The organism is Streptomyces roseolilacinus (assembly GCF_014649335.1).
Lineage (GTDB): Bacteria > Actinomycetota > Actinomycetes > Streptomycetales > Streptomycetaceae > Streptomyces > Streptomyces roseolilacinus.
Map to the genome: position 1 here is coordinate 32133 of NZ_BMSV01000006.1, position 16534 is coordinate 48666.

Annotated in this window: 13 protein-coding genes and 1 tRNA gene; 5 read left to right on the top strand and 9 right to left on the bottom strand. The window is 71.3% G+C overall.

The annotated features are described in order from the left end of the window. The first annotated feature begins 99 nt into the window (after nucleotides 1–99). The 3 genes from hrpA to IE106_RS15370 all read left to right on the top strand — a co-directional run bounded on the left by hrpA (nucleotide 100) and on the right by IE106_RS15370 (nucleotide 4645). Nucleotides 100–4059: an ATP-dependent RNA helicase HrpA gene (gene hrpA, locus IE106_RS15360; RefSeq protein WP_189534227.1), complete on the top strand. Its 3960-nt coding sequence runs from the start codon at nucleotides 100–102 to the stop codon at nucleotides 4057–4059. A 108-nt stretch (nucleotides 4060–4167) separates the two neighbouring features. After that, a tRNA-Asp gene (locus IE106_RS15365) sits at nucleotides 4168–4242 on the top strand. 178 nt (nucleotides 4243–4420) lie between these two features. Beyond that, the gene (locus tag IE106_RS15370; RefSeq protein ID WP_189534229.1) at nucleotides 4421–4645 is read left to right on the top strand and encodes a DUF6274 family protein; all 225 of its coding nucleotides are present in this window, start codon (nucleotides 4421–4423) and stop codon (nucleotides 4643–4645) included. A gap of 274 nt (nucleotides 4646–4919) precedes the next feature. Here IE106_RS15370 and bldC read toward each other — a convergent pair whose 3' ends face one another. Together bldC and IE106_RS15380 are read right to left on the bottom strand one after the other, a co-directional pair. Continuing rightward, entirely contained in the window at nucleotides 4920–5126 is a 207-nt protein-coding gene (bldC, locus tag IE106_RS15375) for a developmental transcriptional regulator BldC (protein ID WP_003949541.1), read from the bottom strand. A gap of 519 nt (nucleotides 5127–5645) precedes the next feature. Next, nucleotides 5646–6503 carry a DUF8083 family protein gene (locus tag IE106_RS15380; RefSeq protein ID WP_189534232.1) on the bottom strand — a complete coding sequence of 286 codons (858 nt, stop codon included), beginning with the start codon at nucleotides 6501–6503 and terminating at the stop codon, nucleotides 5646–5648. 154 nt (nucleotides 6504–6657) lie between these two features. Here IE106_RS15380 and IE106_RS15385 point away from each other — a divergent pair, with 154 nt between their 5' ends. Then, nucleotides 6658–7740 carry a Leu/Phe/Val dehydrogenase gene (locus tag IE106_RS15385; RefSeq protein ID WP_189534234.1) on the top strand — a complete coding sequence of 361 codons (1083 nt, stop codon included), beginning with the start codon at nucleotides 6658–6660 and terminating at the stop codon, nucleotides 7738–7740. A gap of 400 nt (nucleotides 7741–8140) precedes the next feature. Then, on the top strand, nucleotides 8141–8392 hold the full coding sequence (locus IE106_RS15390; RefSeq protein ID WP_189534236.1) for a DUF3073 domain-containing protein: 252 nt from the start codon (nucleotides 8141–8143) through the stop codon (nucleotides 8390–8392). A gap of 57 nt (nucleotides 8393–8449) precedes the next feature. Here the strand turns inward: IE106_RS15390 and purM are convergent, their stop codons facing one another. The 7 genes from purM to purS form a co-directional block, all read right to left on the bottom strand. After that, the gene (purM, locus tag IE106_RS15395; protein WP_189534238.1) at nucleotides 8450–9529 is read right to left on the bottom strand and encodes a phosphoribosylformylglycinamidine cyclo-ligase; all 1080 of its coding nucleotides are present in this window, start codon (nucleotides 9527–9529) and stop codon (nucleotides 8450–8452) included. Nucleotides 9530–9572: 43 nt separating this feature from the next. Beyond that, nucleotides 9573–11099, bottom strand: a complete 1527-nt coding sequence (gene purF / locus IE106_RS15400; RefSeq protein WP_189534240.1) for an amidophosphoribosyltransferase — start codon at nucleotides 11097–11099, stop codon at nucleotides 9573–9575. Nucleotides 11100–11252: 153 nt separating this feature from the next. After that, the gene (locus IE106_RS15405) at nucleotides 11253–12050 is read right to left on the bottom strand and encodes an META domain-containing protein (protein WP_189534242.1); all 798 of its coding nucleotides are present in this window, start codon (nucleotides 12048–12050) and stop codon (nucleotides 11253–11255) included. A gap of 71 nt (nucleotides 12051–12121) precedes the next feature. Beyond that, entirely contained in the window at nucleotides 12122–12922 is an 801-nt protein-coding gene (locus tag IE106_RS15410; RefSeq protein WP_189534244.1) for a maleylpyruvate isomerase family mycothiol-dependent enzyme, read from the bottom strand. A 251-nt stretch (nucleotides 12923–13173) separates the two neighbouring features. After that, nucleotides 13174–15423: a phosphoribosylformylglycinamidine synthase subunit PurL gene (gene purL, locus IE106_RS15415; RefSeq protein ID WP_189534246.1), complete on the bottom strand. Its 2250-nt coding sequence runs from the start codon at nucleotides 15421–15423 to the stop codon at nucleotides 13174–13176. After that, the gene (gene purQ, locus IE106_RS15420) at nucleotides 15423–16103 is read right to left on the bottom strand and encodes a phosphoribosylformylglycinamidine synthase subunit PurQ (protein ID WP_189534248.1); all 681 of its coding nucleotides are present in this window, start codon (nucleotides 16101–16103) and stop codon (nucleotides 15423–15425) included. The genes purL and purQ overlap by 1 nt, the downstream gene beginning before the upstream one ends. After that, nucleotides 16100–16348 carry a phosphoribosylformylglycinamidine synthase subunit PurS gene (purS, locus tag IE106_RS15425; RefSeq protein ID WP_023587565.1) on the bottom strand — a complete coding sequence of 83 codons (249 nt, stop codon included), beginning with the start codon at nucleotides 16346–16348 and terminating at the stop codon, nucleotides 16100–16102. Before purS ends, purQ begins: the two co-directional genes overlap by 4 nt. Nucleotides 16349–16534: the final 186 nt, after the last annotated feature.

Consider the following 16534-nt stretch of genomic DNA (forward strand, 5'->3'; position numbering starts at 1 on the left):
CGCCTTCCTGGTCGGTGGCCTGGTGTTCGGCTCGCTCGAAATGGTACGGGGAAATGGGTTCGCCACTCCCGAGCCGCGGGTGAGATCCTGGGACACGGTATGTCTACTTCCTTCGCCGACCTCCAGACCCTGCTGGCCGAGGTCTCGCTGCGCGACGCCCAACGACTCGGCCGCCGTCTCGAAGGCGTCCGCCGCATCCGCAAGCCCGAGGCCAGGCAGGCCGTACTGGACGAGATCGCCGCCGAGGCGGCGAAGGCCGCGTCCCGTACCGCCGAGCGGGCGGCCCGCGTGCCCGAGGTCACGTACCCCGAGCAGCTGCCCGTCAGCCAGAAGAAGGACGCGATCCTGGAGGCGATACGCGACCACCAGGTCGTGATCGTCGCCGGTGAGACGGGCTCCGGGAAGACGACGCAGATCCCCAAGATCTGCCTGGAGCTCGGCCGGGGCGTGCGCGGCATGATCGGCCACACGCAGCCCCGGCGGATCGCTGCCCGCACGGTCGCGGAGCGCGTCGCGGAGGAGCTGCGGACGCCGCTCGGCGAGGCGGTCGGCTGGAAGGTGCGGTTCACCGACCAGGTCGGCTCCGACACGTTCGTGAAGCTGATGACGGACGGCATCCTGCTCGCGGAGATCCAGACCGACCGCGAGCTGCGCGCCTACGACACGATCATCATCGACGAGGCCCACGAGCGCAGCCTCAACATCGACTTCCTGCTCGGCTACCTGGCCCAGCTGCTGCCCAAGCGCCCCGACCTCAAGGTCGTGATCACCTCCGCGACCATCGACCCGGAGCGGTTCTCCCGGCACTTCGGGGACGCGCCGATCGTCGAGGTCAGCGGCCGTACGTACCCGGTGGAGGTGCGCTACCGCCCGCTCCTGGAGGAGGACTCCGAGGAGCCCGACCGCGACCAGGTCACCGCGATCTGCGACGCCGTCGACGAGCTCCAGGCGGAGGGCCCCGGCGACATCCTGGTCTTCCTCTCCGGCGAGCGGGAGATCCGCGACACGGCCGACGCGCTGCTGAAGAAGAAGCTGCGGAACACCGAGGTCCTGCCGCTGTACGCGCGCCTGTCGCACGCCGAGCAGCACCGCGTGTTCCAGGCGCACGCCGGCCGCCGCGTCGTCCTCGCCACGAACGTGGCGGAGACGTCCCTGACGGTCCCCGGCATCAAGTACGTCATCGACCCCGGCACCGCGCGGATCTCCCGGTACAGCCACCGCACCAAGGTGCAGCGGCTGCCGATCGAGCCCGTCAGCCAGGCCAGCGCCAACCAGCGGAAGGGCCGCTGCGGCCGTACCAGCGACGGCATCTGCGTCCGCCTGTACTCCGAGGACGACTTCCTGGCCCGCCCGGAGTTCACGGACGCGGAGATCCTCCGGACGAACCTGGCGTCCGTCATCCTCCAGATGACCGCGGCCGGCCTCGGCGACATCGAGAAGTTCCCCTTCATCGACCCGCCGGACCACCGCAACATCCGCGACGGCGTGCAGCTCCTCCAGGAGCTGGGCGCGCTCGACCCGGCCCAGAAGGACCCGAAGAAGCGCCTCACCCCGCTCGGCCGGAAGCTCGCCCAGCTGCCCGTCGACCCGCGCCTGGCGCGCATGGTGCTGGAGGCGGACAAGAACGGCTGCGTCCGCGAGGTCATGGTCATCGCGGCGGCCCTGTCCATCCAGGACCCGCGCGAGCGGCCCGCCGAGAAGCAGGCCCAGGCCGACCAGCAGCACGCCCGGTTCAAGGACGAGTCGTCCGACTTCCTGGCCTACCTCAACCTCTGGCGGTACGTCCGCGAGCAGCAGAAGGTCCTGTCCTCGTCGGCGTTCCGCCGGATGTGCAAGTCGGAGTACCTCAACTACCTGCGCATCCGCGAGTGGCAGGACATCTACAGCCAGCTGCGCACGGTCGCCAAGCAGATGGGGATACACCTCAACGAGGAGGACGCCGACGAGCAGCGCGTCCACGTCTCGCTCCTCGCGGGCCTGCTCTCCCACGTCGGGATGAAGGACGTGAAGAGCACCGGCGGCGAGACCGGGAAGGGCACGGCGAAGAACGAGTACCTGGGCGCGCGGAACGCCAAGTTCGCGATCTTCCCCGGCTCGGCGCTGTTCAAGAAGCCGCCGCGGTTCGTGATGTCGGCCGAGCTGGTCGAGACGTCCCGGCTCTGGGCGCGGGTCAACGCGCGGATCGAGCCCGAGTGGATCGAGCCGCTCGCCGGCCATCTGCTGAAGCGCACGTACTCCGAGCCGCACTGGGAGAAGGACCAGGCGGCCGTCATGGCGTACGAGAAGGTGACGCTGTACGGCGTGCCGATCGTCGCCCAGCGCAAGGTCAACTACGGGCGCATCGACCCCGAGGCGTCGCGCGAGCTGTTCATCCGCCACGCCCTGGTGGAGGGCGACTGGCGCACGCACCACAAGTTCTTCTCGGACAACCGCAAGCTGCTCACCGAGGTCGAGGAGCTGGAGCACCGGGCGCGGCGGCGCGGCATCCTCGTCGACGACGAGACGCTGTTCGACTTCTACGACCAGCGGATCCCGGAGCACGTCGTGTCGGGGGCGCACTTCGACTCGTGGTGGAAGCACAAGCGCCGGGACGAGCCGGAGCTGCTCGACTTCGAGCGGGAGATGCTCATCAACGAGAAGGCGGGTGCGGTCACCAAGGCCGACTACCCGGACTCGTGGCGGCAGGGCCCCCTCACGTTCCGCGTGACCTACCAGTTCGAGCCGGGCGCGGACGCGGACGGCGTCACCGTCCACGTCCCGCTCCAGGTGCTGAACCAGGTCACCGACGAGGGCTTCGACTGGCAGATCCCGGGGCTGCGGGAGGAGGTCGTGACGGAGCTGATCCGCTCCCTCCCGAAGCCGGTCCGCCGCAACTACGTACCGGCGCCGAACTTCGCGAAGCGGTTCCTCCAGACGGTCGCGCCGAGCGCCGAGCCACTGACGGCCGTCCTGGCCCGGGAGCTCCAGCGCATGGTGGGCGTCCCGGTGAGCCCGGACGACTTCGACTGGGACAGGCTCCCCGACCACCTGAAGATCACGTTCCGGATCGTGGACGAGCGGCGCCGGAAGCTGGCCGAGGACAAGGACCTGGAGGCGCTGAAGCTGAGGCTGCGCCCGAAGGCCCGCCAGGCCCTGTCGAAGGCCGCGGCGGCCGCCACGGCGGGCCCCTCGGGCTCGGGCCAGTCGCTGGAGCGCACGGGCCTGACGGACTGGACGATCGGCACCCTCACGCGCGTCTTCGAGACCCGCCGGGCCGGCCAGCCCGTGAAGGCGTACCCGGCGCTCGTCGACCAGGGCGAGACGGTCGCCGTGCGCCTCTTCGACACCGAGGCCGAGCAGGCCCGGGCGATGTGGCGGGGCACCCGGAAGTTGATCATGCTGAACATCCCGGTGAACCCGGCGAAGTTCGCGTCCGACAAGCTGACGAACCAGCAGAAGCTCGCCCTGTCCCGCAACCCGCACGGCTCCGTGCAGGCCCTGTTCGAGGACTGCGCGACGGCGGCGGCGGACCGGTTGATCGCCGACCACGGCGGGCCGGCGTGGGACGAGGAGTCGTACCGGAAGCTGTACGACGACGTCCGCGCCGACCTGGTGGACCTGACCGTGCGGACCGTGGACCGGGTCCAGCAGATCCTGGCCGCCTGGCAGGCCTGTGAGCGGCGCCTGAAGGCCACGAACAGCCTGGCGCTGGTGAACAACGTCCAGGACGTCCGGGAGCAGCTGGCGGCGCTGGTGCCGCCCGGCTTCGTCACCGCCACGGGCCTGCGCCGCCTGCCGGACCTGATGCGGTACCTGGTGGCGGTGGACCGCCGCCTCCAGCAGATGCCGACGTCGGTGCAGCGGGACACCACGCGCATGGAGAAGGTCCACGAGATGCAGGACGAGTACGCGTGGCTGCTGGAGCAGTTCCCGAAGGGGCGGCCGGTGCCGCAGGAGGCCCTGGACATCCGGTGGATGATCGAGGAGCTGCGGGTCAGCTACTTCGCGCACGCGCTGGGGACGGCGTACCCGGTGTCGGACAAGCGGATCGTGAAGGCGATCGACGCGGCCGCGCCGTGAGGCGGCGCGGCGCAGTGACGGGGCGGTCGCCTGGAGTGAGTTCGACCGCACGGTCTGACCTGCTGTAGAGTCTCTCTCGCAGCCAAGGAACGACCGGCTGCGAAACCTGGTCCTGTGGAGCAGTTTGGAGTGCTCGCCACCCTGTCAAGGTGGAGGCCGCGGGTTCAAATCCCGTCAGGACCGCGTGAGTCGACTGAGGCCCGCACCCTTCGGTGCGGGCCTCAGTCGTGTTCCCGTGTCCCACGCGCCCCACGGCCCCCGTCCGGGTGCGGGAAGCGCCCGACGCCGGGTTGACGCGGGCGGGCCGGGGCGAGTACCCAAGCAGGAGGGGCACCGCCGCCCCTCCCCGGAGGTGACGCGCATGGCGGCAGCCACGGCCAGGCACGAGACCCGCGCGCCCCTGCGCGCCCGCCTGGCGGCCGCCTCCGGCTACCGCCACCCCGCCCGGCGCCGCGCCGTCCGCCACCGTCTCGTCCAGGACGCCGTCCTCGGCGAGCAGCCCCCGCCGGTGCCCCCGCCGGCCGGGTGGAGAGCGCGCGGCGGGCGGGTCGGGCGCGGTGACTCCGGGGGCTCCGCAGGGTCCTGACGGCCCGTCGGAACCGCCGTTCCGGTGTGACGCGAGTCACGAAACTCTTTCGAGAAACCGCTTCACTTATCCCATCCCTACACCTGCCCCATTTAATACGTGCAATTGCACCGCTCCCGGGGCCCGGGCGGCGGCACAAAAAAAGATCGCGCCGGACCCGGCGGAGTCCAGCGCGATCGATGACGTCAGCCCGTTGGGGCGGGTGGCCGTCGGTGGAGCATGGGGTGGGCGGCCCGGGTTGGGGGACCCGGAAAAGCCCGGTTCACAGGGGTGTTCAGGCCTCGCTACGCTGCTGCGGGATACCCGCGAGCAGCGCACGGACCTCTGCCTCGCGGTACCGGCGGTGTCCACCCAGCGTGCGGATGGACGTGAGCTTGCCGGCCTTCGCCCAGCGGGTCACCGTCTTCGGGTCCACGCGGAACATCGTGGCAACCTCAGCGGGGGTCAGCAGCGGCTCAGCATCAGGGGTGCGAGCGGTCATGAGCGGCCTCCTCGGGAGAACCGACGTTCTCGGTTCTTTCCTCTAAATTCTGCACCTTGACCCGCGTTGCCCGAAATGGCGGACGCGGGCCGAGTCGGTTATAGGACGAACGGCTTGTCCTCGGCACTACAACTACACCATCTGTCCAGCCACCTTCGGCCAAACCGATGGAATTGCCCTCTCAGGTGTCCATCAACGGCGGAAGCCGATGGACCATGCCATAGCGGACAGTCACGTCACAGTGACGATCAGTCACAGAGCGATCAGGAGCCACCAGACCCCCCATAGCGTGCAATGCTGAGCCTTCCGCCCATAGTCGGACGGAAGGAGCCCTCCCCGGACTCCTTGTCCTATTTTGGCATGAGGTTGGGCGATGGGCGCAAGAGCCACTGTTAGTGCGATCCATCACCCTTGAGACAAAGGCCCGGTTCGCGCTCCGGTCTCTTCGTCCTCTGACGTCACACAAGACTCAGGTGCAACAGCCTTCGGCGCAACAGGCCCAACTGGGGAATTTTCCGTTCAGTTGGCGAACTGCCGGTCCCGTACCGCGCGCCACCGCTCCGCGAGCCGCTCGTAGGCCACCCCCGCGACCTCCCCGTCGCCGTCCCGGAGAGCGGTGATGCCCGCCGTGACGTCCGCCACGGACCGGTCCTCGGCGAGCGTCCCCGCCGGCAGGGCGTACACCAGGCCGCCGTAGTCCAGTTCGACCAGCGAACGCGGGTGGAACTCCTCCAGCCACCGCCCCACGTCGACCAGGCCCTCGACCAGCGGCCCCTCGCCGATCGACTCGCGCAGCGTCCGCAGCGACCGCGCCACCCGCCGCCGCGCCTCCACCATCGGCGTCCGGTACCGCAGCAGCGGCGCCTCCCCGCCGGCCCCGCCGCCCGGCACGTACTCGCGCTCCTCGTCCGCGAAGAGCACGAACCACCGCACCGGCACCTGCCACACCGCGCTCCTGATCCACGGCCGCGCGTCCGGGTTCCGCTCCCGCCACCGCTCGTGGTCCGCCTCCGCCTGCCCCCGCACCACCGGCGGCAGCACCGCGTCCAGCACGGCCTCCGGCAACAGTTCCGGCAGCTCCTCCAGGGCCAGCCAGGCACGCAGCCGCGTGCGCCACGGGCAGACGCACACCGCGCCGTCGGCCTCGGCCACGAACGCGTCGCCGCTCTCGTGCACCGGCACGGGCGCGGGCGGCGTGGACAGCAGCCCGGCGAGGGCGCGGCGCAGCTCGTCCTGCGCCGTGGGCGCCCCGCCCCGCAGGACGCGCTCCGCGTAGCGGGCCCAGTGGCCGCGTTCGGGCTCCGGGAAGGCGGTCAGGGGCTCGTACACCCGCAGGTAGGAGGCGTACGGGACGAGTACCGAGGAGACAGCCGGCATGCGGGAATCCTTCCACGCGCACACCCCCCCGGGGGGTGATCCTGCGCACTGCGTCGGTCCTACGGCCAGGTAGGACTTACCCTCTTGCCGAACAGGTCCCTCCCCACCCCCAGGAGGGCCCGCCATCGCCGCTTCGTACTTGGGAGTCACCACCGTGACCGATGTGACCGACGGCGTCCTGCACACCCTGTTCCGTTCGGAGCAGGGGGGCCACGAGCAAGTCGTGCTGTGCCAGGACCGCGCCACCGGCCTGAAGGCCGTCATCGCCATCCACTCGACCGCCCTGGGCCCGGCCCTCGGCGGCACCCGTTTCTACCCGTACGCCTCCGAGGAGGAGGCCGTCCTGGACGCGCTGAACCTGTCGCGGGGGATGTCGTACAAGAACGCCCTGGCCGGCCTGGAGCACGGCGGCGGCAAGGCCGTGATCATCGGCGACCCGGAGCTCGTCAAGACCGAGGAACTGCTGCTGGCCTACGGCCGGATGGTGGCCTCCCTGGGCGGCCGGTACGTCACGGCCTGCGACGTCGGCACCTACGTGGCGGACATGGACGTCGTCGCCCGCGAGTGCCGCTGGACGACCGGCCGCTCCCCCGAGAACGGCGGCGCCGGCGACTCGTCGGTCCTCACCGCGTTCGGCGTCTTCCAGGGCATGCGCGCCTCCGCCCAGCACGTGTGGGGCGACCCGACCCTGCGCGGCCGCACGGTCGGCGTCGCGGGCGTCGGCAAGGTCGGCCACTACCTGGTCGAGCACCTGGTGCAGGACGGCGCCGAGGTCGTCATCACCGACGTGCGGGAGGAGTCGGTGCGCCGTGTCACCGACAAGTTCCCGCAGGTGAGAGTGGCCGCGGACACGGACGCCCTGATCCGCACCGAGGGCCTGGACGTCTACGCTCCGTGCGCGCTCGGCGGCGCCCTCGACGACGACACCGTCCCCGTCCTGACCGCGAAGGTGGTGTGCGGCGCGGCCAACAACCAGCTCGCGCACCCGGGTGTGGAGAAGGACCTCGCCGAGCGCGGGATCCTCTACGCGCCCGACTACGTGGTCAACGCGGGCGGCGTGATCCAGGTCGCCGACGAGCTCCACGGCTTCGACTTCGACCGGTGCAAGACGAAGGCGACGAAGATCTTCGACACCACCCTGGCGATCTTCGCACGTGCGAAGGAGGACGGCATCCCGCCGGCCGCGGCGGCCGACCGGATCGCCGAGCAGCGGATGGCCGACGCCCACCGCGCGTAACGCGCGCGCACAGGCTGTTTCCGGTCACGGAGCACGTGTCCGCCGGGCACCCTTGACAGGGCGCCCGGCGGACGGCGCCCCGTGTGCGCACAGCTTCCTTCCGGGCACTCTCCGCAGTGGTGTGTTCGTACGAGGACGCGTTCGCTGTCAGAGAGAGATGGCTCACGCCGGTCGGCGGGTCGACCTCGATAAGAGGTTAAAATCGCAGCTGACCAGCGAGGACGGGGCGCCTCGCGGGTTCGCCTGGGAGGCGTGTCATGCGGTCGGCGTACCGTATGGCCGCGGAAGCAGGTACCGTTGAAGCCCACGGGCCGGTCTCTCCACGGAGAGTCCGTTCCACATCATGAACGCGTGTCAAGACTCTGGGGCCGTCGAGCCCCGTCACCGAGGGGGTCGAGCCATGGGGCGCGGCCGGGCCAAGGCCAAGCAGACGAAGGTCGCCCGCCAGCTGAAGTACAACAGCGGTGGGACGGACCTCGCACGGCTGGCCAGCGAGCTGGGCGCATCGACTTCGAGTCAGCCTCCGAACGGAGAGCCGTTCGAGGACGACGACGAAGAAGACGACCCGTACGCCCGCTACGCGGAGCTGTACAACGACGACGATGACGGGGACGAGGAGTCCGGTCCGTCATCCCAGCGTCGCGGCGCTTGACGCCTGCGCTCTTCCGACCCGGTCCGGGGCCCCGCCCCGGACCGGGTTCTGTGCTGTTCAGCTCGCGTAGTCACCCGTGAGGGCGGCGCCGGTCGCGTGGTCCCCGCGCTCGGTGATCTCGCCCGCGACCCAGGCGTCGACGCCCCGGTCCGCGAGCGTCGCCAGCGCGGCGTCCACCGACTCGCCGGGGACGACGGCCATCATGCCGACGCCCATGTTCAGGGTCTTCTCCAGCTCCAGCCGCTCCACCCGGCCGGCCTTGCCGACCAGGTCGAAGATCGCGCCGGGTGCCCACGTCGACCGGTCGACCACGGCGTGCAGGTGGTCCGGGACGACCCGCGCCAGATTGGCGGCGAGGCCGCCGCCGGTGATGTGGCTGAAGGCGTGCACGTCGGTGGTCCGGGTGAGCGCCAGGCAGTCCAGCGAGTAGATCCTGGTGGGCTCCAGCAGCTCCTCGCCGAGGGTCCGGCCGAGCTCGTCGACCTGCTGCTCCAGCTCCATGCCGGCCCGGTCGAACAGCACGTGGCGGACGAGCGAGTACCCGTTGGAGTGAAGACCCGACGACGCCATCGCGACGACCACGTCGCCCGTACGGATGCGATCGGCGCCCAGCAGGCGGTCCGCCTCCACGACGCCGGTGCCGGCGCCGGCGACGTCGAAGTCGTCCGGGCCGAGCAGGCCGGGGTGCTCGGCGGTCTCGCCGCCGACGAGGGCGCAGCCGGCGAGGACGCAGCCCTCGGCGATGCCCTTGACGATGCCGGCGACCCGCTCGGGGTGGACCTTGCCGACGCAGATGTAGTCGGTCATGAACAGCGGCTCGGCGCCGCACACCACGATGTCGTCCATGACCATGGCGACCAGGTCGTGTCCGATCGTGTCGTACACGCCCAGGCGGCGGGCGACGTCGACCTTCGTACCGACGCCGTCGGTGGCGGAGGCGAGGAGCGGGCGCTCGTAGCGCTTGAGGGCGGAGGCGTCGAAGAGTCCGGCGAAACCGCCGAGGCCGCCGAGGACCTCGGGGCGCTGGGTCTTCTTCACCCACTCCTTCATCAGCTCGACGGCGCGGTCGCCCGCCTCGATGTCGACGCCCGCGGCGGCGTAGCTGGCGCCGCCTGTGGCACTGGTGGCCTGAGACATGGCTACAGAACTTTCGTGTCGTACAGCGGGGGTCTGGGGATGCCTACGGACGGCGGAGCGCGTCGGTGGCGGCCGTGGCGGCGGGGCCCGCGGCCAGCTCCGTCTCCAGCAGCTGCTTGCCGAGCAGCTCGGGGTCGGGGAGCTCCATGGGGTACTCGCCGTCGAAGCAGGCACGGCAGAGGTTCGGCTTGGCGATCGCGGTCGCCTCGATCATGCCGTCGAGGGAGATGTACGCGAGCGAATCGGCGCCGAGGGACTTGCCGATCTCGTCGACCGTCATGCCGTTGGCGATCAGCTCGGCCCGGGTGGCGAAGTCGATGCCGAAGAAGCACGGCCACTTCACGGGCGGGGAGGAGATCCGGATGTGGACCTCGGCCGCGCCGGCCTCGCGGAGCATCCGGACGAGCGCGCGCTGCGTGTTGCCGCGGACGATCGAGTCGTCGACGACGACCAGGCGCTTGCCCTTGATGACTTCCTTGAGCGGGTTCAGCTTGAGGCGGATGCCCAGCTGGCGGATGGTCTGGGACGGCTGGATGAAGGTCCGCCCGACGTACGCGTTCTTGACGAGGCCCGCGCCGAACGGGATGCCGCTCGCCTCCGCGTAGCCGATCGCGGCGGGGGTGCCGGACTCGGGCGTCGCTATGACGAGGTCGGCGTCGGCAGGGGCTTCCTTGGCCAGTTTCCGCCCCATCTCCACGCGGGAGAGGTAGACGTTCCGACCGGCGATGTCCGTGTCGGGACGGGCCAGGTACACGTACTCGAAGACGCAGCCCTTGGGCTTCGCTTCCGCGAATCGCGACGTTCGCAGGCCGTTCTCGTCGATGGCGATGAGCTCGCCCGGCTCGATCTCGCGCACGAAGCTGGCGCCGACGATGTCGAGGGCGGCGCTCTCCGAGGCGGCGACCCAGCCGCGCTCCAGCCGGCCCAGGACCAGCGGGCGGATGCCCTGCGGGTCGCGGGCGGCGTACAGCGTGCCCTCGTCCATGAAGACGAGGGAGAAGGCGCCCCGGACCTGCGGCAGGACCTTGGCGGCGGCCTGCTCGACGGTCAGCGGCTTGCCGTCCTCGTCGGTCTGGCCCGCGAGGAGCGCCGTGACGAGGTCGGTGTCGTTGGTGGCGGCGACCTGGGTGGCCCGGCCGTTCTCCTTGGGGAGTTCGGCGACCATCTCGGCGAGCTGCGCCGTGTTGACGAGGTTGCCGTTGTGGCCGAGGGCGATGGAGCCGCCGGCCGTGGCCCGGAACGTCGGCTGGGCGTTCTCCCAGACGGACGCGCCGGTGGTCGAGTAGCGGGCGTGACCGACCGCGATGTGACCCTGGAGGGAGCTGAGGGAAGTCTCGTCGAAGACCTGGGAAACGAGGCCCATGTCCTTGAAGACGAGGATCTGGGAGCCGTTGCTGACCGCTATTCCAGCGGATTCCTGACCCCGGTGTTGGAGGGCGTAGAGCCCGAAGTACGTGAGCTTTGCGACCTCTTCACCCGGCGCCCAGACACCGAAGACGCCACAAGCGTCCTGGGGGCCCTTCTCGCCGGGAAGCAGATCGTGATTGAGTCGACCGTCACCACGTGGCACGCCACCGAGTGTAGGCGAGATCGACCACTGGTCCGAATTGGGGACGGGGCCGCCCCGAGGGGCCCGCGGCGGGAAGGGCCCCCTGACCAGGGGGCCTTTCCCCGTCCGCGGGATCTCTTTTCGGCCATGTCCGATGTGACGCAGCTCGCACCCTCACCGGGTCGTGGCGCGGGCTCCGAATCCGGAGCCGTCCTGAGCGGTGACCGTCAGTGTGCGCTGCTGGATCCGGTACGTCACCGGACCGCTGCTCAGCGTCCCGTACAGCTTCTGCTCCAGCTCGTTCTGGGGCTGGGCGCACATACGGCGGGTGACGGCGAGGGAGCCGAACGTCAGGGTGTCGGCGTCGACCTTCACGGTGGCGGTGAAGTTGTTGCAGCCGAGGTTGCCGCGCGCGGTGCCGTCGGCGCCGACCGTGAGGTGCGGCCTGCCCCGGGTGCCGGCGGGCAGGGAGGCGGCGGTCCGCCCTTCGAGGAGCGTCTCGACGTTCCACCTGGTGCCCTTCAGGGGCGCCGCGGCCTGTTCGGACAGGTTGATGGTGTCGCCGCCGGGGGTGGTGAGGGTGAGGCGGTCGCCGCCGTCGAGGCGGGCTTCGAGCTTGCCGGTGAACAGCTCGCGGAAGGTGCTCTCGAAGCCCTGGTCGGCGCAGCCCATGTCGGTCGAGGTGAGCGGGCCCACGGTGACGGCGTCGCCGTCGACGGCGGCCTCGCCGTTGAAGCCGTTGCACCCGGCGTTGCCCTGGGCCCTGCCGTCCGGCGTGAACTCGACGTGCAGGGCGGGCGTGGGGGCGGCCTTCTTCGCGCCGTCGACGGTGAGGGAGTCGATGGCCCAGTGGGTCCCGGCGAGGGGGATGTCGGGCCGGTCCGCGGAGCTCGGACCGGAGCCTCCGGAGCAGCCGGCGAGGGCGGTGGCGGTCGCCGCGAGGACGGGGAGCAGGCACTTGTTGATCCGCATGCCGCTCTGACGGGCCGCGCGGCGGACCGGTTCCGCCCCCGCACGCCGGTACGGGGCCGGGGGTCCCGGGGTCAGCCCAGCACGGGGAGCCACGGCGTCAGGTCGGCGCGCTCGCCGCCGGCGTGGAGGCGGCCCTCCGACAGCGCCTCCTGCCAGGGCGTCCGTCCCGTCGCCAGGCGGATCCACGTCAGCGGGTCGGTCTCGACGACGTTCGGCGGCGTCCCGCGCGTGTGCCGGGGGCCCTCCACGCACTGCACCACCGCGTACGGCGGCACCCGCAGTTCCACCGAACCCCCCGGCGCCTTCAGCGCCAGCGCGTCCGTCAGCACGCGCGTGCAGGCCGCGAGCGCCTGCCGGTCGTGCGGCACCGCCAGTCCGGTCGCCGCGTTCAGGTCGTCGGTGTGCACGGTCAGTTCCACCGTCCGCGTCACCAGGAAGTCGCCCAGCGGCATCCCGCCGAACCGCGTCACGATCAGCCGCTCGTCCGGCGCCGCCAGCGCCTCGGCGAACTCCCGCTCGGTGCGCGCGTACAGCTCCGCCAGCCCGCCCTCCTCGTCCGCCCACTCGGCCAGCTCGCGGGTGTCCTCGTCCACCGCGGCCGCGAACCGCCGCGTCGCCACGGGCCAGTCGAGCAGCCCCACGTCCCGCGCCGCGGGCTCCGGCGCGGCCACGCCCCGCACGACGGACCGCAGCACCATCGCGATGTGCGCGGCCAGTTCCCGTACCGTCCACTCCCCCAGGCGCGTCGGCAGCGCCGTCTGCTCCGGGGTCAGTCGTGCGACGCCGTCCTTCACGTGCGCGAACTGCGCGGTCACCGCCTCACGGACCTTCGCGGAGTCGTACCGGCGGGCGCGTTTCCTCGGCTGTGGCATGCCCCGAGGCTACCGCCGCCCCGTCGGCCCGGGGAGCGCGGCGGCGCCCGTGCCCCGGGGCCCGCGCCGCCGTCCACCGCGGCCGGGCGGCGGGGTCGGGTACGCGCGGCCCGTCCCGCCGCCGGGCACGCCGAGCGGCGCGTACGGGCCGGTCCGCGCCGGGCGGACGGCCGCAGCGGCACGGAGGGCCGGCCCGCGGCGTCGTCCGCGGTCCGGCCCTCCGTGCTCCGTACGGTCCGGGCGTCCGGTCCTCAGGCCAGCAGGCCCGGGATCGTCGCCTCGTGCGCCTCGCGCAGCTCGGCCAGCGGGATGCTGAACTCGCCCTGCACGTCGATCGCGTCGCCGTCCACGACGCCGATGCGCGTCGCGGGCAGTCCGCGCGCACCGCACATGTCGGTGAAGCGGAGCTCCTCGCTGCGCGGCACGGCCACGACGGCGCGGCCCGCCGACTCGCTGAACAGGAAGGTGAACGCGTCCAGACCGTCCGGGACGATCAGCCGCGCGCCGTTCCCGCCGCGCAGGCAGGACTCGGTGACCGCCTGGACGAGACCGCCGTCCGACAGGTCGTGCGCCGCGTCGACCATGCCGTCGCGGGAGGCGGCGATGAGGATCTCGCCGAGCAGCCGCTCCCGGTCCAGGTCGACCCGGGGCGGCAGGCCGCCGAGGTGGTCGTGGACGACCTGGGACCAGGCCGAGCCGCCGAACTCCTCGCGCGTGTCGCCCAGCAGGTAGAGGAGCTGGCCCTCCTCCGCGAAGGCGATCGGCGTGCGCCGCGTCACGTCGTCGATCACGCCGAGGACGGCGACGACCGGCGTCGGGTGGATGGCGACGTCACCGGTCTGGTTGTACAGCGAGACGTTGCCGCCGGTGACGGGCGTGCCCAGCTCCAGGCAGGCGTCCGCGAGGCCGCGCGTGGCCTCCGCGAACTGCCACATGACCGCCGGGTCCTCGGGCGAGCCGAAGTTCAGGCAGTCGGAGACGGCCAGCGGCTTGGCACCGGACGCGGCGACGTTGCGGTACGCCTCCGCCAGCGCGAGCTGCGCGCCCGCGTACGGGTCGAGCTTCGCGTACCGGCCGTTGCCGTCGGTGGCGATGGCGACGCCGAGGTTGGTCTCCTCGTCGATGCGGACCATGCCCGCGTCCTCGGGCTGGGCGAGGACCGTGTTGCCCTGCACGAACCGGTCGTACTGGTCCGTCACCCACGCCTTGGACGCCTGGTTGGGGGAGGCGACGAGCTTCAGGACCTGCTCGCGCAGCTCCCGGGACGAGGCCGGCCGGGGCAGCTTGGCGGCGTCGTCGGCCTGGAGGGCGTCCTGCCACTCCGGGCGGGCGTACGGCCGGTGGTACGTCGGGCCCTCGTGGGCGACGGACCGCGGCGGCACGTCGACGATCTGCTCGCCGTGCCAGAAGATCTCCAGGCGCTCGCCGTCCGTCACCTCGCCGATGACGGTGGCGATGACGTCCCACTTCTCGCAGATCTCCAGGAACCGGGCGACCTTGTCGGGCTCGACGATCGCGCACATGCGCTCCTGCGACTCGCTCATGAGGATCTCCTCGGGCGAGAGCGTCGCGTCGCGCAGCGGGACCGCGTCCAGTTCGACGCGCATGCCGCCGGAGCCGGCGGACGCCAGCTCGGAGGTCGCGCAGGACAGGCCGGCGCCGCCGAGGTCCTGGATGCCCGCGACGAGCTTCTCCGCGAAGACCTCGAGCGTGCACTCGATGAGGAGCTTCTCCTGGAACGGGTCGCCGACCTGGACGGCCGGGCGCTTGGTCGGCTTGGTGTCGTCGAAGGTCTCGGACGCGAGGACGGAGACGCCGCCGATGCCGTCGCCGCCGGTCCGGGCGCCGTACAGGATGACCTTGTTGCCGGCGCCGGACGCCTTGGCGAGGTGGATGTCCTCGTGCTTCATCACGCCGATGCAGCCGGCGTTGACCAGCGGGTTGCCCTGGTAGCAGGAGTCGAAGACGACCTCGCCGCCGATGTTGGGCAGGCCCAGGCAGTTGCCGTAGCCGCCGATGCCGGCGACGACGCCCGGCAGGACGCGCTTGGTGTCGGGGTGGTCGGCCGCGCCGAACCGCAGCGGGTCGACGACGGCGACCGGGCGGGCGCCCATCGCGAGGATGTCGCGGACGATGCCGCCGACGCCGGTGGCCGCGCCCTGGTAGGGCTCGATGTACGAGGGGTGGTTGTGCGACTCCACCTTGAAGGTGACCGCGTACCCCTGGCCGACGTCGACGACGCCCGCGTTCTCGCCGATGCCGACGAGCATCGCGTCGGAGTCGGGCTTCTTCTCGCTGAACTGCTTCAGGTGGACCTTGCTGCTCTTGTACGAGCAGTGCTCGGACCACATGACCGAGTACATGGCCAGCTCGGCGCCGGTCGGGCGGCGGCCGAGGATCTCGCGGATGCGCTCGTACTCGTCCTTCTTCAGTCCCAGTTCGGCCCACGGCTGCCCGACGTCGGGCGTCTCGGTGGCGTGCTTGACGGTGTCGAGGCTCATCAGGCGTTGACCAGCTTCTTGAGGATCGAGGTGAAGAAACCGAGCCCGTCCGTGCGGCCCGTGCCGACGAGCGGCTCCACGGCGTGCTCCGGGTGCGGCATGAGGCCGACGACGTTGCCCGCGGCGTTGGTGATGCCCGCGATGTCGCGCAGCGAGCCGTTGGGGTTCACGTCGAGGTACCGGAACGCGACCCGGCCCTCGGCCTCCAGCTCGTCGAGCGTGCGCTCGTCGGCGACGTACCGGCCGTCCATGTTCTTCAGCGGTACGGAGATCTCCTGGCCCTGCTCGTAGTCGGCGGTCCAGGCGGTGTCCGCGTTCTCCACCCGCAGCCTCTGGTCGCGGCAGACGAAGTGCAGGTGGTCGTTGCGCAGCATGGCGCCGGGCAGCAGGTGCGCCTCGGTCAGGATCTGGAAGCCGTTGCAGATGCCGAGGACCGGCATGCCGGCCCTGGCCTGCTCGACGACGGTCTCCATGACCGGCGAGAACCGGGAGATCGCCCCGGCCCGCAGGTAGTCGCCGTAGCTGAAGCCGCCGGCGAGGACGACCGCGTCGACCTGCTTGAGGTCCTTGTCACGGTGCCAGAGCGAGACCGGCTCGGCGCCGGCGAGCCGGGCGGCGCGCAGGGCGTCCTGGTCGTCGAGCGTCCCGGGGAAGGTGACGACTCCGATGCGGGACGTCACGCCTCCTCCACCTTGACGACGAAGTCCTCGATGACGGTGTTGGCGAGGAAGGTTTCGGCCATCTCGTGGATGCGGGCGAGGGCGGCGTCGTCGACCGGGCCCTCCACATCCAGCTCGAAGCGCTTCCCCTGGCGGACGTCCGCGATCCCCTCGAAGCCGAGACGGGGCAGTGCGCGCTGCACCGCCTGTCCCTGCGGGTCGAGGATCTCCGGCTTGAGCATGACGTCGACTACGACGCGTGCCACTGGCACTCCCGGTGGTGTGTTGCGTGGGCGGTTCCCTCAGCGTACCTGCCTACAAATTCTACGCGAGTAGATTTCCGGAGGATCCCACAAACGCACGAAGTGATCATGGGCAGAAGGGACGGAGGGCCGGCCCGGAAGGCACCCCCGGGGCCGGGGAAGTGCGCACGAGCATCCCGGAAGCCCCGC

Excerpts from the sequence above, each read along its gene's own strand:
- IE106_RS15370 (WP_189534229.1), top strand. The coding sequence starts at position 4,421 with ATGGCGGCAGCCACGGCCAGGCACGAGACCCGCGCGCCCCTGCGCGCC.
- IE106_RS15390 (WP_189534236.1), top strand. The coding sequence starts at position 8,141 with ATGGGGCGCGGCCGGGCCAAGGCCAAGCAGACGAAGGTCGCCCGCCAG.
- IE106_RS15405 (WP_189534242.1), bottom strand. The coding sequence starts at position 12,050 with ATGCGGATCAACAAGTGCCTGCTCCCCGTCCTCGCGGCGACCGCCACC.
- bldC (WP_003949541.1), bottom strand. The coding sequence starts at position 5,126 with ATGACCGCTCGCACCCCTGATGCTGAGCCGCTGCTGACCCCCGCTGAG.
- purM (WP_189534238.1), bottom strand. The coding sequence starts at position 9,529 with ATGTCTCAGGCCACCAGTGCCACAGGCGGCGCCAGCTACGCCGCCGCG.
- IE106_RS15380 (WP_189534232.1), bottom strand. The coding sequence starts at position 6,503 with ATGCCGGCTGTCTCCTCGGTACTCGTCCCGTACGCCTCCTACCTGCGG.
- hrpA (WP_189534227.1), top strand. The coding sequence starts at position 100 with ATGTCTACTTCCTTCGCCGACCTCCAGACCCTGCTGGCCGAGGTCTCG.
- purL (WP_189534246.1), bottom strand. The coding sequence starts at position 15,423 with ATGAGCCTCGACACCGTCAAGCACGCCACCGAGACGCCCGACGTCGGG.
- IE106_RS15410 (WP_189534244.1), bottom strand. The coding sequence starts at position 12,922 with ATGCCACAGCCGAGGAAACGCGCCCGCCGGTACGACTCCGCGAAGGTC.